The following is a 23,624-nucleotide window of genomic DNA, read 5'->3' as shown; positions in this document are numbered from 1 at the left end:
GCCAGTATGCTGGAGCACATGACTGAGAGTACCAACGGCGCGGCCCCCGCGCCGACCTTCGAAGCCGCGCGGCCAACCTTCGACGCCGCCCAAGAATTTGATCTGCGCGATGATCTCCGTGGGTATCGCGCAGGTTTCCTCGGCAGCGATGACGCCGCCATCGTTTCGTATTTGGACGGGAATTCGCTTGGCCGGCCGCTGAAGGCCAGCGCCGCAAGAATCGGAAGTTTTTTGCAGAACCAATGGGCCGGCCGGCTGATTCGGGGCTGGGACGAGGGCTGGCTCGCGCTGCCAGGTAAAATCGGTGACGAACTGGGACGGGCGGCACTTGGTGCCGGACCGGGTCAGGTGACAATAGGGGACTCCACCACGGTTCTGCTCTACAAGCTGTGCCGGGCCGCTGTTGCCGCACGCCCAGGACGCAGGGAAGTGGTCCTGGATACGGACAACTTCCCCACGGACCGCTTCGTCCTGGAAGGTATTGCCAGCGAGTGTGGGATGACGTTGCGGTGGATCCGTCCGGCCCATGATGGCGGCGTGAGGGCGCAGGACCTCGGCGCGGTGCTCAGCGAGCAGACTGCTTTGGTGGTGCTCAGCCACGTGGCCTACCGGTCCGGCTATCTGGCGGACATGCACCTGCTCACCGCCCAGGCGCACGAAGCGGGAGCACTGATTCTTTGGGACCTCTGCCATTCGGTGGGTGTTGTTCCCACCGAACTCGATATGTGGGGCGTGGACCTGGCCGTTGGCTGCAGCTACAAATACCTCAATGGCGGTCCGGGTGCACCTGCGTTCGGCTATGTACGCCAGGACCATCAAGCCGTGCTGCGTCAACCCATACAGGGGTGGTTGGGCAGTGCGGATCCGTTCGGTATGGGGGAGCGTTATGAGGCGGCCGCCGGCATCCGCGCCTTCACCAGCGGCACCCCGCCGGTGGTGGGGATGCTGGCCATGCAGGACATGATCGCCCTGATCGACAAGGTCGGCATTGCATCCATTCGGGCAAAATCCATCTCCCTGACCACTTTTGCACTGCGTTTGTTCGACGACGTCCTGGCACCGCTGGGTGCCTCGCTGGCAAGCCCGCGCGACGCACAACGACGCGGAAGCCACATCACGGTCGAACACCCAACGTTTCAAACCATCATGCCTGCGCTGTGGGAAAAGGGCGTCATCCCCGATTTCCGGAACCCGAGCGGCATCCGGCTCGGTCTATCTCCTTTGTCCACCAGCTTTGCCGAACTCTGGCGTGGTGTGGATGCCATCCGCGAAGAACTGGCTGGATAGGTGGGGCAGGTGTTGGGGGCACAGCACCCCGGGGCAGGGTTACTGCTGGTCGGCGTAGATGGCTCCGCCGCCAGTGGCGCTGCGGCTCTTTGGGCGCTGCGCCGCGCCCAGGCCCTCGGGCATGAGGTTACTTTGGTCCATTGTGTTCCGGAAGACTGGGCGACCCGCGACCGCGCTCAGGCTGCGGAGATGATGGAGGCATCCCGTGGGCTGCTAAGGAGCGAAGCCGCGCGGGCCAAAAACCTGGCGCCCTCCGTAACGGTAAACACGGCGCTGCACCGGGGCGAGGCGGCTGACGTCCTCAGTGCCCTTTCACCGGGTGCGGATCTGGTTGTCATCGGCACCGACCGCGCCGGGTCCACTCACGGTGAGGACGCGGGCGTGGTCAGCCTGCAGATAGCTACGCTGAGCCGCTCTCCGGTCGCCGTGATTCCGGTCGTCTCCCTGCGCGGACGCTCCGGCGTTGTCGTCGGTGTTGATGGGTCAATCGAATCCGCCGCGGCCATCACCTTCGCCGCAGCCGAGGCGGCCCGGCTAGGGCAGGACCTGCTCGCCGTATACGCCGGCGCAACAACTGGCCGGCAAGGACAAGACCTGCTCACCGATACTGCAACTACGATCCGGCAGGACCACCCGGACCTGGTCGTGCGTCTGCAAAGTCCGGCCCCGAACGTGCAGGTGCCCCGCAGCACCTCCGCTGAGCTGGTCCACGCAGCCCGGAATTCACGGTTGCTGGTGGTCGGCAGCAGGGGTCGGGACGCCGTCAAAAGAGTGCAGATCGGCACGGTTGGGTATGAAGTGCTGCAGCAGATCCAATGCCCAACGGTTGTTGTCAGAATGACCGAGCAATCGGTGGAGTGACCACGGGAGACCGGCACGTAACTTCCATGAAGAACGCCCGGCACTACCGCCGACGGGCTAAGTGCGTCAGGATGGAGAGGAAAGCGGTGCAGAACCGCAGCCACCCCGGCCCCGGAACGGCACTGATGCGCTTGCGTCATTATCGCTATCGGAGTTGGATCCGGAAAGGACGGTGCAGGTATGTCTAAGACTTACACGGCCACGACGCAGGCCTCGAGTCGGCAGGCGCAGGATTGGGGCAGGGCAATGGCGCAGTCAATGAAGAGTCTTGCTGCCCAGGTTAGTGCTGAGGGGGCGGAAAATATTCATGAGCAGTTTTTCGGCCAAGACCTGCTGCTGCATATAGCCGAGGCGGGCGAAATGGTGGATATCACACTAACTTGGACGCCCCAGACACCCCAGACACCCCAGACACCCCAGCCAGTCCATGCATCACAGACGACCCAGACGCCCCAGACGGCCCAGGCGCCACAGCACCCACCAGTGCAGCAGGCGGAGCAGACGCCCCCGGCGGAGTACTGACCGCAGGAAAACGAGGGGCGGGGACGGCAGCCCGGGTAAACGGGTCTGCCGGGTAGCGGGTCTGCTGGGTCCATCAAAATCACCGGAGTCGCCGGGAATCACCGTTGCGACGAAAAACACGCTGTACTTAGTTGCCCTAACCAACTGGCTTGGTTATAGTTGTTGCAGGCAACTAATCATCGGAGGACAACATGGCTGTCGCTCAACACACCGCCGCCGAGTTGGTGTACTGTATTTTCGATTTACAGCGGACGTTGCGCTGCACCACCACGGCGTCTGTCCAGGCGGCAGATCTGGGCGTCGCACTTGAAGGAGTCTTACGCATTGTTGCCGGGGGAGAGCCGTTGCGGGCCTCGGATGTCGCAGCCCGGCTCGGTGTCGGCGCCTCGGCGTTGAGCCGGCAGGTCGCAGAGCTGGAAGAACACAACTTTATTTTCCGTAAGCCCGATCCCGCGGATGGAAGGGCACACTTACTCTCGGCCTCCGAGCCGGGGCGGAAATATCTGGCGCAGATTCAACGCCGTCGTGCCGGCACTGTGCAGCAAATGCTTGCGGGCTGGAGCGAAGAGGAAGCCGCCAACACCGCGCACACCGTGCAGCATCTCACGCAGACGCTTCGTGACGCCGTCATGCCCCAACCGCGGACGCAAAAATACGGACCCATTCAGGACAACCAGTCCCAAACGCTTGCAGGAGTAAATTAATGGCAAGTCATGCCACGACCGCACCGGCGGTACCGCTACCAAAGCCGAACGCGGAGCAGGAAAGCACGCCGATGAATCATCGGCAGATTCTCGAGGCGCTGACCGGGCTGCTGGCAGCACTGTTTACAGCCATCCTGAGCAGTACTATTGTTGCCAACGCGCTTCCGACCATCATGTCCGAACTCCACGGCTCGCAGACCGATTTTGCCTGGGTTATTACCGCATCGCTGTTGGCCAATGCCGCGACGACGCCTATTTGGGGCAAGCTGTCGGACCTCTTTGATAAGAAGCTGCTGGTCCAGCTTTCCATCGTCATCTTTGTTGCCGGCTCGGTGCTGGCGGGTCTTTCCGAAACCATTCCGGTCCTGCTGACCGCCCGCGTAATCCAAGGCGTTGCCATGGGTGGACTGACCGCCCTTGCGCAGTCCATCATCGGCACCATCATCCCGCCGCGTGAGCGTGGCCGGTACTCCGGATACATGGGCGCCGTCATGGCGGTTGCCACGGCAGGGGGCCCGCTGCTGGGTGGTTTCATCGTTGACAGCCCACTCGGCTGGCGCTGGACTTTCTACGTTTGCGTCCCGCTGGCCATCATTGCTTTGATCCTGCTGCAGAAGACTTTGAAGCTTGTCCACATCAAGCGCAAGGTCAAGATTGACTATGCCGGATCCATCCTGCTTACTGCGGGCGTCAGTCTGCTGCTGATCTGGGTGTCCTTTGCCGGACAGGCTGATTACTACGACTGGGTCTCCTGGCAGAGTGCGCTGATGGTTGGTGGCAGCGTCGTTATGCTTGCCCTGCTGGTCCTGGTGGAATCCAAGGCAACCCAACCGATTATCCCGCTGAAGATCATCGCGCAGCGCACACCGGCCCTGGCAATTATTGCCTCCGTCGCCGTCGGCGTCGCCATGTTCGCTTCGTCCAGTTATCTCGGACAGTATTACCAGGTATCCCGTGGGGCTACACCCACCGAGGCAGGTCTATTGACCATGCCGATGATCGCCGGGAACCTGATCGGTTCGGTTGGTGCAGGTCAGCTGGTCAGCAGGTTCGGTAAGTGGAAGGCGTATCTCGTCGGTGGCGCTACGTTGCTGATTGTGGGCCTGGGCTTTGCCGGAACCATTGACCATTCCACCGACCTGTTTCTGGTTGGCACCTACACCTTCATCTTCGGACTGGGGCTGGGCATGATGATGCAGAATCTGGTTCTGGCCGTGCAGAATACCGTAGCCGTGAAGGACATCGGGGCGGCAAGCGGTTCCGTTGCCTTCTTCCGCACCGTCGGAGGCGCCGCCGGCGTATCCGTACTCGGCGCAGTCCTGGGGGCACGGGTTACCGATCTGGTGAAGAACGGGCTAAAAAACATCGGCGTGCAGGGCGGCGCCGGGGGCACGGGTGTCTCATTGGATGTGAAAGACCTGCCGGCACCAATAGCGCAGATTGTGCGTGCAGCCTACGGCGATGGGACGGCTATGATCTTTGCCATCGCGGCTGCTATGTCGGTGATAGCCCTGATTGCGGTGCTTTTGATCAAAGAGGTTCCGCTGCGCCGCACGGTGGACATTGTCCCCGTCGGCGGCCCCACCGAGAAGTCCGGGGCCGCCGCTGCCGCGACTATTGCAGATACGCGCACTCTCAGCAACGGCACCGCACCGCTGCCCGAGCGGCAAACCGGCGCAGAAACGGACCTTGACCGTGAATTTGCCGACGTACTTAGCCAAAATGCAGGCCCGGCGATGCGGCATCCGTCGCTCCCCGCATACAACGACGCAGCTCAACTGCAAAAACATGCGGTGGCTTCGCCGTCGGCGGTTACTCAGCTGGCGGAAGCGCAGGCTCAGCTGGACTTGGCAGCACAGATCCAGCTGACTCAAAGGCTCCTCGCTGAGCAGCAGCTGCAGCTCAGCTCAGCCCTCACCACGGTTGGCGAACACGCTGCGCAGCAGCGCAGCACCGCCGCCATGCAGCACGCCACCGCGCAGAGGCTGGCCGAGCTTGCGGAGCGGCTGGCCCAGGAGCGGGAGCTGCAAAAAGCTGCAGCCCAGTACCTGGCAGAGCAGCAGGTTGCTCTTAGGGGCCCGGACAAGGTTCAGAGCGGCCGCTGACCGGGCAGCAAAGAACGGGTGCTGAAACGCAGGCGGGCAGGACAGCTGCCCGCCTGCCAACCCGAACGGCGCGGCCCCGCAGGAACAAACTCCTGGGGGGCCGTGCCGTTCGTTTCGCACTCCGGCCGGGTATCCGGTGTTGGATCATGAGCAGCGAACCCCTGCCGCCGTCCGCATGGCGGTCCCTGGCCGCTCATCGCAGCGGCGCCGTTGGCGCTTTTCGGTGCCTGCCGGCAGCTGCTGGCCATTTCACAGCCGTCGTGTATACGCTGGCAAGGAAAGCACAGTTCGTCAAACATTCCACTGTAGATGAGGAGCTTCCCTTGGGCTTTGACCAGTATCATGAACCACCTGAAGAACTGTCCGCCCAGACCCGGACCTTTGCCCGGATGTGTGCCAATCTCACCGAAGAAGCAGAGGCCATAGGCTGGTATGAGCAACGGATATCCGTGGAGCCGGACCCGGCATCCCGGGCCATAATGAACAATTCGCTTGGCGAAGAATTCAAGCATTTCAGTATGGAACTGGAGTACTTGTTCAGGGCCAAGCCCGAGTGGCGGGAGACTGCCCGGGGCATCCTGTTCCAAGGTGGCGACATCGTTGAAAACGGTGAGGCATCGGAAGCTGCTGTGGACTCCGGGACCTCGCCGACTGCCGGCTCTCCGGCCGCTGAGGCCGATTCCTCACTTGGCATCGGCAGTCTTAGGGGATCAACGCTTACGGGATCAACGCGGAAAGGGTCCGCATCATGACTATGAACCATCTGCTACGTGAACACGCACCAATTTCCGACGCCGGCTGGCAGGCCTTGGACGAAGAGGCCCGCGACAGGCTAAGCGTGGCCTTGGGCGCGCGAAAACTAATCGATTTCAGCGGCCCGCTGGGTTGGAAGTACTCGGCGACGAACCTGGGTCGGGTCAGTGCAATCGCTGACTCGCCGGCAACGGGCATTGTTGCCGCCCGGCGGGAGGTATTGCCGCTGACCGAGGTACGGGCGGCTTTCACCGTGTCCCGCAATGAGCTGTTGGACAATGACCGCGGTGCAGCCGATATGGACCTGCAGAGCCTTGACGAGGCGGCCTTACGAATTGCCAGTGCGGAGAACGTGGCCGTATTTCACGGCTGGGAGGACGCGGGCATCACGGGGATCACCGGTGCAACGCCACATCCCCCCGTTCCCCGCGTCGAGGACTTCGGCGACTATCCCAAACGCGTTGCAAAGGCAGTGTCGGTACTGCTGAAAAGCGGCATCAGCGGTCCCTTCGGGCTTGCCCTGGGCCCGGGGCACTACACGGCGGTGATTGAGGCCGCCGAACGCGGCGGCTATCTGCTGTCGGACCACCTGCGTAAGATTCTGGATGGGCCGATCGTTTGGGCCCCCGGCGTCAAGGGCGCGGTGGTGATGAGTCTGCGCGGTGGGGACTTCCTCTTCGAATCGGGTCAGGACCTGTCCATCGGCTACAGCCACCACGACGCAGAAGATGTCCACCTGTACCTGGAGCAGTCGTTTAGTTTTCGGGTCGCCACTGCCGAAGCCGCGATCCACCTGACCAGCAGTGAAGCTATTCCCCTCAACAGATAGTAAACAGGTTGGTTAAAGCCAAGTGCGGCGGGAGTTTCCTCCCGCCGCACTTCTATGGTCCGAGGACCTAGGTCAGAGAATTAGCCGACCTGGATGTTGACTGCCTGAGGTCCCTTGGGGCCCTGCTCGGTCTCAAAGGTGACAACCTGGTTCTCTTCGAGGGAGCGGTAGCCACCGGAGTTGATCGCCGAGTAGTGGGCGAAAACATCGGCGCTGCCGTCTTCGGGAGCGATGAAACCAAAGCCCTTTTCGGAGTTAAACCATTTGACGGTACCTGTAGCCATTTTTGTATATCTTTCTGTAAGACGGATCCTCCGACTGCCGGAAAATCCCAGCTGCGGTGTTCATTTTGCCGCTTTTACAGAAAAAGCAGCTTGCCCGTTTGGGTTTCGCTGCTTGAAATTCAAATGCGCAACACTACAACTACGAATAGTATACATCGGGATGCTCCGCCGTTTCAAATCACTTGCGCTGCATCAGGCCCGGCGCCTTAAAGACGAGTGGGGCGGGAGTTTCCTCCCACCCCACCTGCCCGGTCCTGAGGACCTAGATCAGAGAATTAGCCGACCTGGATGTTGACTGCCTGAGGTCCCTTGGGGCCCTGCTCGGTCTCAAAGGTGACAACCTGGTTCTCTTCGAGAGAGCGGTAGCCACCGGAGTTGATCGCCGAGTAGTGGGCGAAAACATCGGCGCTGCCGTCTTCGGGAGCGATGAAACCAAAGCCCTTTTCGGAGTTAAACCACTTGACGGTACCTGTAGCCATTTTTGTATATCTTTCTGTAAGACAGACTCTCCGACTGCCGGAGTGCCTTAGCCGCGGTGTCCATTTCCGCTTTTACAGAAAAGCGGCTAGCCCTTTTGGGTTTCGCCGCTTGAACTTCAAAATGCGCAACACTACAACTGCTCTAAGCATACATAATTTCGCCCCCCATAGCTACCTGCGGATGCTGCCCGGGGCCGTGGAATTCCCAGCCGGTGACTATTGAAGTCGCTGCAGGTGGTCAAGGCCAAGCGGCGGGCAACGGATTTCGCCTGTGTTGAAGCGACCGGCGGGACGGTCGAGCTGCACAACGGCGCGTTGCCCGACCCAATTGACGACCGTCCCGGTTGCGCCGCGCAGATAGAGCGGCCGGATCGAGTGGTTGACCCTGACCCGGTCACCGAGTTTGATCCGGGCGGCCGCCCGATTGGACTCGATGCGCACGAGCTGCTGATGGCGTTGCGCGATCGCTACGGAGAAGGTGGCGAGGTGATCATCGAGAACGCCGTCTACAACGGCGCCGATCAGATAGCGGATGTGGGTGGGATCCAGTGCCGCCGGCCTGCCGCCACGCTCGGTCGTGGCGACCGGCGATGTGGTGAATACCGGCGCCGGCGCTGAGCGTTCGGCAGCCGGAGTTGCTTTGGGGCGGGGCTTAGTCCTGTGGCGCTTGCTCATGGTGCATATCCTGAGTTCATGCTCCATCTTCCGTCCGCGTGGGCGTAGATAGGCACCACCGACGCCGGATGGGGACATGAGGCGGGCATAATCGTTCTGTGGAGGAGCCGCGGCCGGGAGTGTCGCCGCTGGAAGCTTCAAATCCCCATCCCGGAGCAGCAGTAACCCCGGCAGCCGGAAGCCCAATGGCTAAAGTCAGCGGCCGCCGTCGATCTTCCGGCTTCGCTGTTCCTGAGCCGGCCGGCCATAAGGGTATATTCCGACGCTCGGCTCGCTGATCTGCGTGAGCTTGTCCGTCTCCTCGGCTGTCAGTTGAAGTTTCGCCGCACTAAGGTTGTCGGCAAGTTGTTCGGTGGTGCGCGCTCCCAGGATTACCGAAGTGACAGCGGGCCGGGCGGCCAGCCACGACAAGGCAACCTGAGACGCGCTGGCGTCGTGGGCCCGGGCTACTTCCGTAACGGCTCCAATAACCCGCCAGGTGTGCTCATCCGCATTGCGCTGCTTCCAGGCTTCCATCCCGCGTTCAGGATTTTCCCCCAGCCGGGTGGCGCCGGTGGGCGCCTGATCCCGCCGGTACTTTCCGGACAGCCATCCTCCCGCCAGTGGCGACCACGGGAGCAGCCCAATAGCTGCATCAAGCGCGGCCGGAACTATTTCGGATTCAATCTCACGCACCAGCAGGCTATATTGCGGCTGGAGTGTGACAGGGGGAGCCCAATGGTGTCCGCCGGCAACATGGACGGCCTTGGTCAACTGCCATCCCAGGAAATTGGAGAACCCGTAGTAACCGATCTTCCCGCTGCTGACTGCATTGTCCAGAAACCGCAGGGTCTCCTCGATGGGAGTGTGCGGATCCCAGGCATGCATTTGATACAGATCGATCTGCTCGACCCCAAGCCGGCGCAGTGAATCGTCCAGCGCACGCCGAAGGTGCCGGCCTGATGTTCCCACATCATTGGGTCCGTGTCCCATCGGGAACCGGCCCTTACTGGCGAGAACCACCTGGTCCTTCGCCGCAGGACGCTTCGCAAGCCAGCGCCCGATGATTTCCTCCGATGCGCCCGCGGTGTAAACGTCGGCCGTGTCGATAAAATTACCGCCGGCGGCTACGTAGTCGTCCAGGATCTGCTGGGAAGTTTCTTCCGTGGCTTCCGCGCCGAAGGTCATGGTGCCCAATGCGTACTCCGAAACGGCTGTGCCGCTGTTGCCCAGATTGCGATACTGCATGGTTCTCCTTTAACCGCGAAACATCGAAGATGCTCCGCTGCTCTCAGTTGGTCGACGGGACACCGCTGCGGCAGCTGACTGGAAGCCCGCGCTGCGGCATACCGGGTGTAACGCGGCGCACAGGAGGTTTATTCTCTTCGCCACCAATCCGGGCCGGTACTGCATTCGCCGGCCACACAGCAGGACGAGGCTATGCTGAAGCAATATTGCGTGTCCGGGAATTGGGCGGTTTGCTGGCCGAGGTCCGCGCTTAAACCAGCGGCCGACGACGGCGACTGCTTAAACCAGCTGCCGACGGCGGCGACTGCTTAGATCAGCGGCCGACGACGGCGACAGGGCACCCGCATTTCGAGGAACCATTCGAACGAACAGCTAGGGAGCAAAGATGGCATGGGCCGGCATTGAGAAGAGCACTCTGGTGGCAACGCTTCGGGCAGCGGATCCGGGTGCGCCAACCCTCTGCGCCGGCTGGACGGTCCGGCATTTGCTGGCCCATCTTGTCCTGCGGGAACAGGCTCCCTTCCAGGCAGCGGGAGATTTGCTGCGGCATCCCGCACCGGGGCAGGAGCGGAATATGGGACAGCTGGTTAGCTCGGCCCAAAGCACCGACGGCTACGCTGCCCTGATCCAACGCTTCTGGGACGGACCGTCCCGCTTGTCTCCGTTTTCCTGGCTGGGGGACACGATTTCCTTGGTTGAGTACGTGGTCCATCACGAGGACATCCGACGCGTCGGCCCGGGTCCTGCCGCGCCGCGGGACCTGCCGGCCCCCGAACAGGACGCGATCTGGCAGCGCGTGAAGATCATGGCCGGCATGGGTTACCGGCGGAGCCCGGTGGGAGTGGAGCTGGCCTTGCCTGATGGACGTGGACGCCGGGTGCACAGTGGCCCGGGAGCCGTCCTCATCACGGGAGAACCCGCCGAATTGGCTCTGCATGCGCTCGGACGCCGTTCCGTGGCGAACGTGAAAGTCACCGGCACGCCGGAATCTTTGGAGCAGTTCGAGGCCTGGGCGGCCGGCTGAGCACCACTTGCTAACCCGCAGCGCCGAGGGAGACCGTAGTGAGCGGTAACGTGCCGGGCCAACCGCGAAGTGCATCCGGACAAAACGTGGATGCAGAAAGACCCGGAGAATCATTGGATTCTCCGGGTCTTGTTTCTGTGCGCGGAAAGGGACTTGAACCCTCACCCCGTTTCCAGGACTAGCACCTCAAGCTAGCGCGTCTGCCATTCCGCCACCCGCGCAGGTGAAGTCTGCGGTGCCCAGACCGTAATCGAACCGGTCTCGAAACTCACAAATGCAGCGAGAAAAACGATAGCACGACTTGGCCGGGAACCTTGAATCGGGCGAAATCGGAAAGCCTCCCGGAAACCTGGTGAATCGGACTGGCCGGGGCGCAGTTGTAGGCTGTTGGGACAAGTCCCCGTAATGCAAGGAGCCCGCCGTGAACGTCGCTCGGCCCGAAGATGAAGTAGTTGGAATCTGCCAGGAACTCATCCGTATCGACACCACGAATTATGGCGACAACCAGGGCCCGGGAGAACGCAAGGCCGCGGAATACACGGCGGCGCTGATTGCGGAAGCAGGCCTGGAAACCACGGTCTTTGAGTCTGCACCGGGGCGAACCAGCGTTGTGGCGCGCATGGCAGGGGAGGACCCCAGCGCCGGCGCGCTGGTAGTACATGGGCACCTGGATGTCGTACCGGCCCTGAAGGAAGACTGGACCGTAGATCCCTTTGGCGGCGAGGAAAAGGACGGGATGATCTGGGGCCGCGGTGCGGTCGATATGAAGGACATGGACGCCATGATCCTCTCCGTGCTTCGGGGTATGTCCAGGGAGGGCCGCAAGCCCAAACGGGATCTCATCTTTGCCTTCTTCGCCGATGAGGAGGCAGGCGGAAACTACGGTGCGTCCTGGGCGGTGGATAACATGCCCGAACTCTTCGAGGGAGCCACCGAGGCCATTTCCGAGGTTGGTGGATTTTCCACCGAGATTGGGGGACAGCGGGCGTACCTGCTGCAGACGGCGGAAAAGGGCCTTTCCTGGCTCCGGTTGACGGCGCATGGACGCGCCGGGCACGGGTCCCAGATCAATACCGACAATGCCGTCACACGCCTGGCACGCGCGGTGACCCGGATCGGCGACTACGAATGGCCGGTGGAACTTACCGATACCACCCGGCAGTTTTTGGAGGGCGTTTCCGAACTGACCGGCGTCGAGCTGGACGAGAAGAACCCGGAAAACCTGCTGCGTGAGTTGGGAACGGTGGCCCGCTTTGTCGGGGCGACGCTGCAGAATACAGCCAACCCCACCCTCCTCAAAGGTGGCTACAAGCACAATGTGATTCCCGGCAGCGCGGAGGCGCTCATTGACGTTCGGACCTTGCCGGGCCAAGCGGAACATGTCCTGGAAATCATTAAGGAACTTGCCGGAGAAGGCATCGAGATCAGCTACGACCACAAGGACGTCTCGCTGGAAGTTCCCTTTGCCGGCAATCTGGTGGACCATATGGTTGATGCTCTGCACGCGGAAGATCCCGGCGGGAAGGTGCTGCCGTACACGCTCTCCGGCGGCACGGACAATAAGTCACTGAGCCGGCTGGGGATCACCGGCTACGGTTTTGCACCGCTGCGGTTGCCGGCGGAACTGGATTTCACCGGCATGTTCCATGGCGTCGACGAACGCGTGCCCACTGATTCGCTGAAATTTGGAACCCGCGTGCTGGACCGCTTGTTGAGCAACTATTAGGACGGGACGAAAGATGAGACTTGAACAGCTGCTGCCGGATGAACTGCTCAGCAGATTCCGCAGCCGCGCCGCTGGCTACGATGAACGCAATGAGTTCTTCCACGAGGACCTGCAGGAGCTCAAAGGCGCCGGGTATCTGCGCCTTTTTGCTGCGGAGGACGACGGCGGCATGGGCTTTGGTCTGCGGCAGGTAGCCGCTGCGCAGCGGCGGCTGGCTACGGCTGCCCCTGCCACAGCCCTGGCGGTCAATATGCATTTGGTGTGGACCGGCGTCGCCCGTCTTTTGACCGAGCGTGGCGATGACTCGCTGCACTACGTGCTGCAGGAGGCCGTGGCAGGGGAAGTGTTTGCCTTCGGGAATTCGGAGGCGGGCAATGATTCCGTCCTTTTCGATTCGAGCACCGTGGCCGAACCGAGGGCAGATGGTTCCTACGGCTTTACCGGCACGAAGATTTTCACCAGTTTAAGCCCGGCGTGGACCAGGCTTGGCATCTTCGGTAAGGACAGTACGGGCGCCGAGCCGGCGCTGGTGCACGCGTTTATCACCCGCGACGCCCCCGGTTACAGCATCGGAAACGACTGGGACACCCTGGGGATGCGTGCCAGCCAGTCCAATACCACTGTCCTTTCCGGTGTGGTTGCCAGCGCAGACAGGGTCTTCCGGAAGCTGCCGGTCGGGCCCAGCTCCGACCCACTGATCTTTGCCATCTTCGCCTGCTTTGAGACCCTGCTGGCGGCCGTATATACCGGCATCGGGGAACGGGCCCTGCAGCTGGGGGTAGCGGCAGCGCACCGAAGGAAATCGCAGAAGAACGGCGGCAGAGCGTATTCCCAGGATCCGGATATCCGCTGGAAGATTGCGGCCGCCGCCATCGCTATGGACGGGCTCTACCCTCAGCTCGAAGCGACAGCGCGCAACGTCGATGACCAGGCCGAGCTCGGAAATCAATGGTTCCCGCAGCTGGTGGGACTGAAGGTCCGCGCAACGGAGACCGCCCGCGAGGTGGTGGACCTCGCCATTCGGGTGTCCGGCGGCGGAACGTACTTTGCCGGCAATGAGCTGGGCCGCTTATACCGTGATGTGCTGGCCGGGATGTTTCATCCCTCCGACGACGAATCCGCGCACAGCACCGTGGCCAACGCCTGGCTTGGCCCGCTGGAGGGCTAAACGGTCCGTTCCACGCGCATAATCTTCCGCCGAAGCCAGAACTGACGACCACCGCCAATGTAGATGCAGCTGCGTTCCAACTCCCACTTGCCGTACTCAGCGTGCTCGCTCAACCGCTGACGCGCGACGGGCAAGGGCTCCGAAGGAGCCACCGTCAGTACAAGGTACTCATACTGACGGAGGTAGTCGCGTTCCCTGCTGAGCGAGCCGGCCCTGAATTGTTCCCTCATAGCACTCCATTCTGCCCGCAATTCGGGTCGGTTCGGGGATCGGCGGCGGGATTTCTCCACCTTTTCTGCGGAAGGCTTCGGCTCCTGATCCGGGCTTACAACTTCCGCAGAGCACTGGTAGCGTTCACCCTATGAGTCTAGATCCGCATGCCGCACTGCAGTCGCTGACATCCGCTCTTGAGGAACATCTGGCTGCTGCTTCCGCTCGTCGCGGCGATGATGATCCGGCCGTGGAGACGGCCTATCTGGCCATTGTTGATGCCTTCGAGATTTACGAGGAAGTACTCTTCGAGGCCTGCAACGAAGTGACGCCGTTGGTCATCTACGAAGATGATGAGGACGACGACGATCTGGACTCCAACGACGATGAGGACGACGGCGATCTGGAACCGATAGACGACTGACTACCTGGGGGTCAATGGCTGCCGGCTAGCCGGCTTGGCTGGAAACCTCGTCCAAAACAGTCTCGATTTGCTCGGGCAAGCGCTCCAGCGTGGCGTCGAGGACCTGCCTGAGCTGCCCGGTGGTGCGCGCGCCGACGACGGCCCCGGCAACGGCCGGTCGTGCGAGGAGCCAACTAAGTGCCACATCCAAAGGCCTCCTGTCGAGCCCCTTGGCGGCAGTGACAACTGCCTCTGTAATTCTGGCGGGGAGCCCGGAAAGGTATGGCTGGACATATCCGGCCAATACCTCGCTGGCGCCGCGGGAGTCGGAAGGAATCTGGCCGCGGTACTTACCGGTCAGCACGCCGCGGGCCAATGGAGCCCAACACAGCAACCCGGTGCCCAGATGTTCGGAGGCGGGCGTGATCTCGGCCTCGACGCTGCGGTGCAGCAAAGAATATTCCACCTGATTAGCCACCACGGGGGTGCCTGACATTGTCGCTGCACGGGCCAACTGCCAGCCGGTGTAGTTGGAGACACCGGCGTAGCGGACTCGTCCGGACGTGACGGCGTAGTCTAAGGCGCTTAGTGTCTCCTCCAGAGGAACGTTACCGTCCCACGTGTGGGCCAGCCATAAGTCTAAATGGTCTGTTCGGAGCCTGGCCAAGGATGAATCCAACGACGTGAGCATCGCCCTGCGGGAGGTGTCTACCATGCGTTTGCCGTTGCGGCGGCTGATTCCGGCCTTGGATATCAGCACCACCTCGCTGCGGGCCACGACGTCGCCGATCATGCTGCCCAGAAGTGCTTCGCTGCGGCCTTCGCCATAGCCGGCGGCGGTGTCCACCGTGGTGCCGCCGGCGCTGACGTAGGCACGGAGCTGATTCCGGGCTGCCTCCTCATCCGTGTCGGTTCCCCAGGACATGGTGCCCAGGCCAATGGCGGAGACGCGCAATCCACTGGACCCGACGTATCGTTGCTGCATAGGGCAAGCTTACGATGCGGGGTTTAAACCCGGGGCAATTACGGGCGTCCACCGATAATCATTGGACGCGAATCCGGCGCGTCTTTTGTGCATTAAGCCGTTAGTGGGTTGGTTTGTGCCTTAGGGTCAGATGGTGAACTGGATTGAAGCTGCCTTCCTCGGCCTGGTACAGGGCCTAACCGAATTCCTCCCGATTTCCTCAAGCGCACACTTGTTCGTTGTCGGAAAGTTCCTGCCGGTCGGGACCGATCCGGGTGCCGCGTTTACAGCTGTCAGCCAGTTGGGTACGGAAACAGCTGTTGTGGTCTTTTTCTGGCGGGATATATTGCGGATCATTAGAGCCTGGTTCGGCGCTTTACGGGGCACGGTCCCGCGCTCCGATCCGGATGCGCGGATGGGCTGGCTGGTGATAATCGGCAGCATTCCGATTGTGGTCCTGGGCATTGTGTTCCAGAACGCTATTGAGTCTTCGTTGCGTAACCTGTGGATTGTGGCCACCACGTTGATTGTTTTTGGTCTGATTCTGGCCGTTGCGGATGCGGTTGCTAAACAGAACCGCACTCTGAAGGACCTCAGCGTGAAACATGGCATCCTGTTCGGACTGGCACAGGCGCTGGCGCTTATTCCCGGCGTATCACGTTCGGGCGGAACCATAACTGCCGGGCTGTTGATGGGTTATACCCGCGAAGCAGCTGCCCGGTATTCTTTTTTGCTTGCGATTCCCGCGGTCTTTGGCAGCGGGTTCTATGAGCTGTATAAAATCTTCGCAAAACATGAGGGAGCACAGGGACCTTTTGGACTAGGTCAGACGGCCCTTGCAACGGCCATTGCGTTCGTAGTGGGATACCTGATCATCGGATGGTTCCTGAAGTACATTTCCAGTAATAGTTACCGGATATTTGTCTGGTATCGGATTGCACTCGGCCTGCTGCTGTTCCTGCTGCTCGGTTTCGGTGTCATCAGTGCCTGACACTAAACTGTAGCGGTGAAGTCTTGGAAATCCCGTCCCGTTCCCCAACTCCCGGGAACAATGCCCGCCATCAGGCTGTATGAGAGCCGTGCAGCTACCGTTCGTGAGCTGCCGGTTCAGGCGTCATCGAGCATGTATGTGTGCGGCATCACGCCCTACGACGCGACGCATATGGGCCACGCCGCCACGTATGTCGCGTTCGATCTGCTCAATCGTGCCTGGCACGACGCAGGCCAGAGCGTGCGTTACGTCCAGAATGTGACCGATGTTGACGATCCGCTTCTGGAACGGGCAAACCGGGACGGAATCGACTGGCGTGAGCTGGCCAAGGAACAGACCGATTTGTTCCGCGCGGATATGGAAGCGCTCAACGTCCTGGCACCCGAGCACTACATCGGTGCGGTCGAGTCCGTTGAATGGATTGTTCCACAGGTGGAACGGTTGGTCGCGGCCGGGCTGGCTTACCCGGTTTCGGGCAGCGATACCGACCCTTCCGGGGATATCTATTTCTCCGTCGACGCTGCTTCTGCGTCCATGCCCACGGCCGGCAACTTGCCGGCCGACAGAATCTTGCCCGACGACGGAGTCATGCCCGACGACGGTGCCTGGTGGTTAGGGCAGATCAGCTCACTGACACGGCAGGAAATGCTCCCGATCTTTGCCGAGCGTGGGGGAGACCCTGAGCGGGCCGGCAAACGGAACGCGCTTGATCCGCTGCTGTGGCGTGTTGCCCGTGCGGGGGAGCCCAGCTGGGCCGGAGCCAGCCTTGGTGCCGGACGCCCGGGCTGGCATATCGAATGCACCGTTATTGCCCAGCGTTTTCTGCCCGCGCCGTTTACCGTTCAAGGTGGTGGCTCGGATCTGGTCTTTCCGCACCATGAGATGGGAGCCGGCCATGCGTATGCGCTGAGCGGGGTGGAAATGGCCCGGCATTATGTACATACGGGAATGGTGGGCCTTGCCGGCGAAAAGATGAGCAAGTCCAAGGGCAATCTGGTGCTGGTCTCAAAACTCCGGGCCAACGGGGTTGAACCCGCAGCCATTCGGACAGCCATATTGTCACATCATTACCGCAGCGATTGGTTCTGGACGGACGAGGTCCTCGAGCAGGCGCAAACGCGGCTCAAGCGTTGGCGCGAGGCACTGGGGAGTGCGTTACCGGGATCCGCGCGCACACTCATCTTAGAGCTACGTGCCGCTCTCGCTGCCGACCTGGACGCGCCGCGTGCGCTGGCCGCTGTGGATCAGTGGGCGGCGGCGCAAGGCAAAAGGTTACCCGACAGCACGATGGCAGAGAGTGAAACCTCCTCCTCCGAGTTGGCTGCCGCTCTAGTGACGGATGCTCTGGAGGCCTTGCTCGGCATTGTTATCTAGTACAAGCCGTTGATTAAGGCATGTCGCGGCCACGACGCTTGAGGTAGCGTTCAAATTCACGGGCGATGGATTCTCCGCTTGCCTCCGGTAGCTCTGCTGTGTCCTTGGCCTCTTCCAATTGGTGGACGTAGGCGGCTATCTCCGGGTCCTCAGTGGCCAGTTCGTTTACGCCGCGTTCCCAGGCTTCGGAATCTTCGTTCATCTCGTGCGTGTCAAAGGTAACCTGCAGCAGGTCCTGAATCCTGTTCAGCAGGGCCAGCTGTGCCTTTGGCGACGGGGCTTGGGCGACGTAATGGGGCACGGCGGCCCAGAGCGACACAGTGGGAAGACCTGCCAGCAAGGAAAGTTCGTCCAGTACTCCCACGATGCCGATGGGTCCCTCGTACTGCGAGGATTCCAGGTTCATCCGGGTCCGCAGTTCATCGTCGTCACTGGTGGCGGTAACCGGGATGGGCCGTGTGTGCGGAACATCTGCAAGCAGTGCTCCGACCAGGACTACGTAATTCACGTTCAAAGCCGCCGCCTGGGCGAGCAGTTCGGCCGTATAGGCCCGCCATTTATACGATGGCTCAATGCCATGCACGAAGACCACATCCAGGTTCGATTCGGGCACGGACGCCTTGGTGATTTTGGTCGTTGGCCATTTAATCCTGCGGGCGCCCTCGGTGTTGCGCCGTACCGACGGCCTGGTGAACTGGAAGTCGTAGTACTCATCGGGGTTCAGCGTGGCGATTTTCCTGGCGCCCCAGAGCCGGTGCAGATATTTGAGACAATCGCTGGCAGCCTCGCCGGCATCGTTCCAACCCTCGAAGGCTGCGAGCATGACGGTAACCCGTTCCCCTTCCGGGACGGGCACTATCAGCCGGCTTACGGGGGCAGTGGCGTCTTCGTCGTAGCTCATCACCTCTCCAGCCTACGTCGAGCGCTCGGCGCACAGCCTAAAATCCGTTGATCAGCTTATGGGCGGGCGGCTTGGCCCTGACACTCCCCGTAGAATGGACCGCATGTATTCCTCGTCTGTTTCCAACGTCCAGGCCAGCAGCACGCAAGTGCCCGAGGTCGGGCCGCAGGCGTCCCGTGCGGTGGATCTCAAAGCGGCGCTATGGGATATGGACGGCACCCTCGTAGATACCGAACCATACTGGATCGCCTCGGAATTCGCGCTGGTCCAGGCCCACGGTGGCGAGTGGTCCCACGAACAGGCCATGGCCCTGGTGGGCCAGTCTCTGGTTCACTCGGCCGGGGTCCTGCAGCAGGCCGGTGTCCGTCTGACGGTCCGCGGGATCATCGATCATCTTACGGCCGAAGTTATCCGCCAGGTCCGCCATGAGATCCCCTGGCGTCCGGGCGCACGCAAACTGCTGCACGACCTTGTTGATGCAGGCGTTCGCTGTGCCTTGGTGACCATGAGCGAGGGCCCGCTGGCAGCGGAAATAGTCGCTGGTCTGCCCTCGGGTTACTTCGAATTCATGGTCACAGGCGACGCCGTCAAACACGGCAAGCCACATCCGGAGCCTTACCTGACGGCCGTCCGGCGCCTGCAGGCAGCCGATCCGCTGCTGACTATTGACGAGTGCGTGGCACTGGAAGACTCTATTCCCGGCGTCGCGTCGGCACAGGCCTCCGGCGTGGTGACGGTGGCGATCCCGCACACGGTGCCGCTGCCGGAGGACTCCGGCCGCACCACCTGGCCGTCGCTTTCCGGAAGGACTGTAGCGGATCTGCGCGCTCTTGTGGTTGACCGGGCGAACGCGCCTGGTGCCCGGTCCGCACCGGCCGCGGGAACGCCCCAGTGAGCACGCCGATGGCGGGCGCGAAGATGATCCGCGACGGCATACCGTTGGGAAAAATTGCCGGCGTTCCCATTGTGCTGGCATATTCATGGTTCCTGATCGCAGCCTTCACTGTAATTCTCTTTGGTCCGCAGCTGGCCAAGGGCTACCCAACACTGGGCGCCGGGGCCTATCTGGTGGCGTTCATCTACGCGCTGTTGTTGCTTTTTTCCGTTTTGGTGCACGAGTTGGCGCATGCGCTGATGGCGAAGGCATATCACTGGCCAACTCAGAAGATTGTGCTCAATCTCTGGGGCGGACACACGCAGTTTGAGAACTTCACGGCCACGCCGGCGCGCTCGTTGCTGGTGGCCTTTGCCGGCCCGGTAGCCAATATTGTGCTCGCCGGCCTGGGCTGGCTGCTGCTGAACGGATTGGGCGTGCCGCAGACGTTGACTGCGGCCGTGTTGAGCACATTGGTCAATATCTTCCTGTGGGCCAACCTCCTGATCGGTGGTTTTAACGTCCTGCCGGGCCTGCCGCTGGACGGCGGACGCCTGGTGGAGTCGATCGTGTGGAAGATCACCGGTAATCAGGACAAGGGTACGGTGGCGGCTGGATGGGCCGGACGTGCGATCGTGATCCTGCTTGTTGTCGCGGTCGTCGGCATTCCGCTGCTGACCGGCGCCCAGCCCGACACCACTAATGTCCTGGTGGTGATCTTTATCGGCGGGTTCCTGTGGCTTGGTGCCAGCGGTGCCATTACAGACTCCCGGATGCGGCTGCGGCTGCCGCTGATTAGTGCCGGCCGGCTCAGTGACAGAGCCGTCGGGGTGCCGGCCGATTCCTCGGTGGCGCAGCTACTATCCGTTGCCGGACCCGATCTGCAGCAGACAATCGTCTTATGCAGCGGCGAGGGCCGGCCGACGGCGATCGTTGACCGCGGCGTCCTGGCCACCGTTCCGGCTGCTGTTGCCGGCGAAACTCCGGCGTCCGCCGTTGCCCGCAACCTTGCGGAGGGGGCCTATGTTCCGCAGACGGCGTCGGGCCAGGAACTGGTGCAGTACCTGGCTCAGCTGGCCGGCAGCGAATACGCGGTCATTGATCAGCACGGCCGCGTCACGGGTATCTTGACGCAGGAAGTGGTCGTGGCGGCCATTACCGGACGGCCCGACCCACGGCTGAGCCGCTGAAGTACCGGCCACTGAACCGCTGCTTCTGTTGGACCAAGTGAATCAGCAGCGTTTGAACCGTTTTTCTTCTATCCGCCGCACAGCGCGCATCATCTTTTCGAGTTAGGGACTTTAAGCATGAGCCAGAGCAATGCCAAACTGACCGCCGGCAACGGGGCAGAACCGCACGGGGCGGCGGCACGCCGTGGTCCGTTTCGCGCCGGTGAGCGGGTCCAGCTGACGGACGAACGGACCCGCATGAATACGATTACGCTCACGCCCGGGCAGGCATATCACACGCACAAGGGCTTCCTCAATCATGATGCGGTCATCGGCCAGCCGGAAGGTTCGGTGGTGGCGAATAACGTCGGCCAGCTCTACCAGACGTTGCGGCCGCTGCTGTCGGATTTTGTGCTGTCCATGCCGCGCGGCGCAGCCGTTGTCTACCCCAAGGATGCCGGTCAGATCATCACGATGGGGGACATCTATCCGGGCGCCCGGGTGGTTGAGGCCGGTGTCGGTTCGGGAGCTCTTTCCATCTCGCTGCTGCGGGCCGTCGGGGACGGTGGCTATCTGCATTCCTTTGAACGCCGGGAGGAATTTGCCGATATCGCGCGCGGGAATGTGGAGACAATCTTTGGCGGGAAGCACCCGGCCTGGAAGATTTCGCTGGGGGACTTCCAGGACGAAGTAGTACGGCAGGAATCTCCCGCCAGCATTGACCGCGTGGTACTGGATATGCTGGCGCCCTGGGAATGCGTCGATGCGGTAGCTACGGTCCTCGCCCCAGGCGGCGTCTGGATCAACTACGTGGCTACTGTGACGCAGCTGTCCCGCACGGCCGAAGCCATCCGCGCGGACGGCCGGTTTACCGAACCTGACGCGTGGGAATCCATGGTCCGCGGCTGGCATCTGGAGGGTCTGGCGGTCCGTCCGGATCATCGGATGGTGGCGCACACGGGATTCCTGCTGACCGCACGCAGACTGGCCGACGGCGTCACCGGACTGACGCCCAAGCGGCGTCCGTCCAAAACCGAGTTCAGCGCCGAGGATCTCAATGCCTGGACTCCGGCGAACGTCGGCGAACGGGACGTTTCCGCAAAGAAATTGCGCCGGGCGGCGCGTGAGGCAACTGCAACGGCGCCGGCGCCCGTCGGCGCCGGGAGTGAGAGTACCGACACATCCGGCCCGCAGCACGTCGAAAACGCCAAAGACGGCTAGTGTCTTAAACAATGGATTGAAAGCAGAGCCAGGCAAGGCCATTGCCGCCTAACGGAAGGATGTGACGACCGTGAGCGAACCGACCAACACCGGTAATCAGCAGGGCCAACAGCAGAATTCTGCTGTGATATCCCAGCAGCAGGCCGCCATGGAGCGCCAGCTCAATGTGCTGCGGGACAAGCTTCGCTACGTTGACCGGCAATTGGCAGCCGCAACGGGGAACAACGCCAAGCTGGTCAGCACGCTGGAGAACGCCAAGGCGGAGATCGTCAAGCTGCGAAGCGCCCTGGAAAAGGATGGACAGGCCCCGTTTAGCTTTGGGACCCTGGTGCAGGTCAATCCGCGGCGGATGGCCGCTGCGGATGCCACCGGCGTCGCACAGACGGAGGAGAGCGTTGACATTGTCAATGCCGGCCGGAAGATGCGCGTTGGCGTGAGTCCACTGGTGAACATCAAGTCCCTGAGTGCCGGCCAGGAGGTGCTGCTCAACGAATCGCTGACGGTGGTTGCCGCGCTGGGCTTTGAGCGTGTCGGCGAATTGGCAACGGTCAAGGAGTTACTTGGCGAGGACCGGGCCCTGGTCATCGGCAGGTCCGACGACGAACGCGTCGTAAGGCTCTCCGGGGCGCTGCAGAGCGAGAAGCTGCGCGTTGGCGATGCCGTCTCGCTGGATACCCGCACCGGCTACGCGCTGGAGAAGGTACCCCGCTCCGAGGTGGAGAACCTCATTCTGGAGGAAGTCCCGGACATTTCCTATCAGGACATTGGCGGGCTGGGGCCGCAGATTGAGCAGATCCGGGACGCCGTGGAGCTGCCTTTCCTGCACCCGGATCTGTACCGGGAGCACGGGCTCAAACCACCCAAGGGTATTTTGCTGTACGGGCCTCCCGGCTGTGGAAAGACCCTGATTGCCAAGGCTGTGGCGAATTCGTTGGCGGCCCGGGCGGCGGAACGGTCCGGGTCCAAGGACCAGAAGAGTTACTTCCTCAACATCAAAGGACCCGAGCTGCTGGATAAGTACGTGGGAGAAACGGAACGGCAGATCCGGATGATCTTCAGCCGTGCCCGGGAGAAGGCCTCTGACGGAAGCGCCGTCGTCGTCTTCTTTGACGAAATGGACTCGCTCTTCCGCACCCGGGGCACCGGCATCTCCTCCGATGTGGAAACCACCATCGTGCCTCAGCTGCTCAGCGAGATTGACGGCGTCGAACGGCTGGACAACGTCATTGTCATCGGTGCTTCCAACCGGGAAGACATGATCGACCCAGCGATCCTGCGGCCGGGCCGGCTGGATGTAAAGGTTAAGATCCAACGCCCCGATGTCGAGGCCGCGGCAGATATTTTCGCCAAATACATCACTGCCGACCTTCCCTTTCACGCCCATGATGTGGCGGCCAACGGCGGGGACCGGACCGCGACGGTGGAAGCGATGATCCAGCGGACGGTGGAGGCAATGTATTCCACCGAAAAGTCCAACGAGTACCTCGAAGTGACGTATGCCAACGGCGACACCGAAATGCTCTACTTCAAGGACTTCAACTCCGGCGCTGTCATTCAAAACGTGGTGGACCGGGCCAAGAAATATGCCATTAAGGACCTGCTCACCAGCGGCGAGCGGGGGATTCGGATTGATCATCTGCTCCGGGCCGTCGTAGATGAATTCCGTGAGCATGAGGACATGCCCAATACCACCAACCCGGATGACTGGGCGCGGATCTCGGGCAAAAAGGGTGAACGTATCACCTATATCCGTACCATTGTCCAAGGCAAGGCCGGGCAGGAACCGGGTAAGACGCTGGAGACAATGTCCAACACCGGACAGTATTTGTGACGGATCTGCCATGAGGGGTTTGCTGTGACAGCCGTGCGGGTG

At 61.8% G+C, this 23,624-nt stretch carries 24 protein-coding genes and 1 tRNA gene; 17 read left to right on the top strand and 8 right to left on the bottom strand.

The window, feature by feature from the left end; all coding sequences use genetic code 11:
- The first annotated feature begins 18 nt into the window (after positions 1-18).
- The 7 genes from IV500_RS09400 (at position 19) to IV500_RS09370 (ending at position 7,061) form a co-directional block, all read left to right on the top strand.
- Positions 19-1,287 carry a kynureninase gene (locus IV500_RS09400; RefSeq protein WP_196396542.1) on the top strand — a complete coding sequence of 423 codons (1,269 nt, stop codon included), beginning with the start codon at positions 19-21 and terminating at the stop codon, positions 1,285-1,287.
- A 9-nt stretch (positions 1,288-1,296) separates the two neighbouring features.
- Complete coding sequence (locus tag IV500_RS09395) at positions 1,297-2,148, top strand: universal stress protein (protein WP_196396541.1); 852 nt, start codon at positions 1,297-1,299, stop codon at positions 2,146-2,148.
- A 180-nt stretch (positions 2,149-2,328) separates the two neighbouring features.
- The gene (locus IV500_RS09390) at positions 2,329-2,670 is read left to right on the top strand and encodes a hypothetical protein (RefSeq protein ID WP_196396540.1); all 342 of its coding nucleotides are present in this window, start codon (positions 2,329-2,331) and stop codon (positions 2,668-2,670) included.
- Between the two features lie 191 nt (positions 2,671-2,861).
- Positions 2,862-3,374, top strand: a complete 513-nt coding sequence (locus IV500_RS09385; protein WP_196396539.1) for a MarR family winged helix-turn-helix transcriptional regulator — start codon at positions 2,862-2,864, stop codon at positions 3,372-3,374.
- Positions 3,374-5,479, top strand: coding sequence for an MDR family MFS transporter (locus IV500_RS09380; protein ID WP_376770198.1), 2,106 nt, complete (start codon positions 3,374-3,376; stop codon positions 5,477-5,479). The genes IV500_RS09385 and IV500_RS09380 overlap by 1 nt, the downstream gene beginning before the upstream one ends.
- A gap of 146 nt (positions 5,480-5,625) precedes the next feature.
- The gene (locus IV500_RS09375; protein WP_230854742.1) at positions 5,626-6,231 is read left to right on the top strand and encodes a ferritin family protein; all 606 of its coding nucleotides are present in this window, start codon (positions 5,626-5,628) and stop codon (positions 6,229-6,231) included.
- The gene (locus IV500_RS09370; protein ID WP_230854741.1) at positions 6,228-7,061 is read left to right on the top strand and encodes a family 1 encapsulin nanocompartment shell protein; all 834 of its coding nucleotides are present in this window, start codon (positions 6,228-6,230) and stop codon (positions 7,059-7,061) included. The genes IV500_RS09375 and IV500_RS09370 overlap by 4 nt, the downstream gene beginning before the upstream one ends.
- Positions 7,062-7,141: 80 nt before the next feature.
- Here IV500_RS09370 and IV500_RS09365 read toward each other — a convergent pair whose 3' ends face one another.
- The 4 genes from IV500_RS09365 to IV500_RS09350 form a co-directional block, all read right to left on the bottom strand.
- Entirely contained in the window at positions 7,142-7,345 is a 204-nt protein-coding gene (locus tag IV500_RS09365; protein WP_196396538.1) for a cold-shock protein, read from the bottom strand.
- A gap of 275 nt (positions 7,346-7,620) precedes the next feature.
- Positions 7,621-7,824 carry a cold-shock protein gene (locus tag IV500_RS09360; protein ID WP_196396538.1) on the bottom strand — a complete coding sequence of 68 codons (204 nt, stop codon included), beginning with the start codon at positions 7,822-7,824 and terminating at the stop codon, positions 7,621-7,623.
- 216 nt (positions 7,825-8,040) lie between these two features.
- Complete coding sequence (locus IV500_RS09355) at positions 8,041-8,499, bottom strand: hypothetical protein (RefSeq protein ID WP_196396537.1); 459 nt, start codon at positions 8,497-8,499, stop codon at positions 8,041-8,043.
- A 195-nt stretch (positions 8,500-8,694) separates the two neighbouring features.
- Positions 8,695-9,726, bottom strand: coding sequence for an aldo/keto reductase (locus IV500_RS09350; RefSeq protein ID WP_196396536.1), 1,032 nt, complete (start codon positions 9,724-9,726; stop codon positions 8,695-8,697).
- Between the two features lie 385 nt (positions 9,727-10,111).
- On the opposite strand from IV500_RS09350, the gene IV500_RS09345 reads away from it, so the two are divergent.
- The gene (locus tag IV500_RS09345; protein WP_196396535.1) at positions 10,112-10,750 is read left to right on the top strand and encodes a TIGR03085 family metal-binding protein; all 639 of its coding nucleotides are present in this window, start codon (positions 10,112-10,114) and stop codon (positions 10,748-10,750) included.
- 138 nt (positions 10,751-10,888) lie between these two features.
- Here IV500_RS09345 and IV500_RS09340 read toward each other — a convergent pair.
- Positions 10,889-10,971 (bottom strand) — tRNA-Leu (locus tag IV500_RS09340).
- Between the two features lie 200 nt (positions 10,972-11,171).
- Here IV500_RS09340 and IV500_RS09335 point away from each other — a divergent pair.
- Positions 11,172-12,476: a M20/M25/M40 family metallo-hydrolase gene (locus tag IV500_RS09335; RefSeq protein ID WP_196396534.1), complete on the top strand. Its 1,305-nt coding sequence runs from the start codon at positions 11,172-11,174 to the stop codon at positions 12,474-12,476.
- A gap of 13 nt (positions 12,477-12,489) precedes the next feature.
- Positions 12,490-13,644 (top strand): acyl-CoA dehydrogenase family protein, encoded by a 1,155-nt coding sequence (locus IV500_RS09330; protein WP_196396533.1) that lies wholly within the window; start codon positions 12,490-12,492, stop codon positions 13,642-13,644.
- On the opposite strand, the gene IV500_RS09325 is transcribed toward IV500_RS09330, so the two are convergent.
- Positions 13,641-13,874, bottom strand: coding sequence for a DUF5703 family protein (locus tag IV500_RS09325; RefSeq protein WP_196396532.1), 234 nt, complete (start codon positions 13,872-13,874; stop codon positions 13,641-13,643). The two genes, IV500_RS09330 and IV500_RS09325, sit on opposite strands and share 4 nt — an antisense overlap.
- Positions 13,875-14,005: 131 nt before the next feature.
- Here IV500_RS09325 and IV500_RS09320 point away from each other — a divergent pair, with 131 nt between their 5' ends.
- Complete coding sequence (locus tag IV500_RS09320) at positions 14,006-14,278, top strand: hypothetical protein (protein ID WP_196396531.1); 273 nt, start codon at positions 14,006-14,008, stop codon at positions 14,276-14,278.
- Positions 14,279-14,303: 25 nt separating this feature from the next.
- Here the strand turns inward: IV500_RS09320 and IV500_RS09315 are convergent, their stop codons facing one another.
- Positions 14,304-15,242: an aldo/keto reductase gene (locus IV500_RS09315; RefSeq protein ID WP_196396530.1), complete on the bottom strand. Its 939-nt coding sequence runs from the start codon at positions 15,240-15,242 to the stop codon at positions 14,304-14,306.
- Between the two features lie 133 nt (positions 15,243-15,375).
- Here IV500_RS09315 and IV500_RS09310 point away from each other — a divergent pair, with 133 nt between their 5' ends.
- On the top strand, positions 15,376-16,212 hold the full coding sequence (locus IV500_RS09310; RefSeq protein ID WP_196396612.1) for an undecaprenyl-diphosphate phosphatase: 837 nt from the start codon (positions 15,376-15,378) through the stop codon (positions 16,210-16,212).
- A gap of 15 nt (positions 16,213-16,227) precedes the next feature.
- A complete protein-coding gene (gene mshC / locus IV500_RS09305; protein WP_196396529.1) occupies positions 16,228-17,586 on the top strand; it encodes a cysteine--1-D-myo-inosityl 2-amino-2-deoxy-alpha-D-glucopyranoside ligase in 1,359 nt (452 codons plus the stop codon).
- A 13-nt stretch (positions 17,587-17,599) separates the two neighbouring features.
- Here mshC and IV500_RS09300 read toward each other — a convergent pair whose 3' ends face one another.
- Positions 17,600-18,487, bottom strand: a complete 888-nt coding sequence (locus IV500_RS09300) for a PAC2 family protein (RefSeq protein WP_196396528.1) — start codon at positions 18,485-18,487, stop codon at positions 17,600-17,602.
- Between the two features lie 103 nt (positions 18,488-18,590).
- Between IV500_RS09300 and IV500_RS09295 the strand changes: the two genes are divergently transcribed.
- The 4 genes from IV500_RS09295 to arc all read left to right on the top strand — a co-directional run bounded on the left by IV500_RS09295 (position 18,591) and on the right by arc (position 23,582).
- Positions 18,591-19,382, top strand: coding sequence for an HAD family hydrolase (locus tag IV500_RS09295; protein ID WP_196396527.1), 792 nt, complete (start codon positions 18,591-18,593; stop codon positions 19,380-19,382).
- A gap of 8 nt (positions 19,383-19,390) precedes the next feature.
- Positions 19,391-20,551 carry a site-2 protease family protein gene (locus IV500_RS09290; protein ID WP_196396611.1) on the top strand — a complete coding sequence of 387 codons (1,161 nt, stop codon included), beginning with the start codon at positions 19,391-19,393 and terminating at the stop codon, positions 20,549-20,551.
- A 117-nt stretch (positions 20,552-20,668) separates the two neighbouring features.
- Positions 20,669-21,751 carry a tRNA (adenine-N1)-methyltransferase gene (locus tag IV500_RS09285; protein WP_196396526.1) on the top strand — a complete coding sequence of 361 codons (1,083 nt, stop codon included), beginning with the start codon at positions 20,669-20,671 and terminating at the stop codon, positions 21,749-21,751.
- A 124-nt stretch (positions 21,752-21,875) separates the two neighbouring features.
- Entirely contained in the window at positions 21,876-23,582 is a 1,707-nt protein-coding gene (gene arc / locus IV500_RS09280; protein WP_312875880.1) for a proteasome ATPase, read from the top strand.
- Positions 23,583-23,624 lie beyond the last annotated feature (42 nt).

This window comes from Arthrobacter terrae (assembly GCF_015708085.1).
In the GTDB taxonomy this organism is placed as follows: Bacteria; Actinomycetota; Actinomycetes; order Actinomycetales; family Micrococcaceae; genus Arthrobacter_M; species Arthrobacter_M terrae.
Note: the sequence above shows the minus strand (reverse complement) of the source record. Positions and strands in the feature narration are given on the sequence as shown.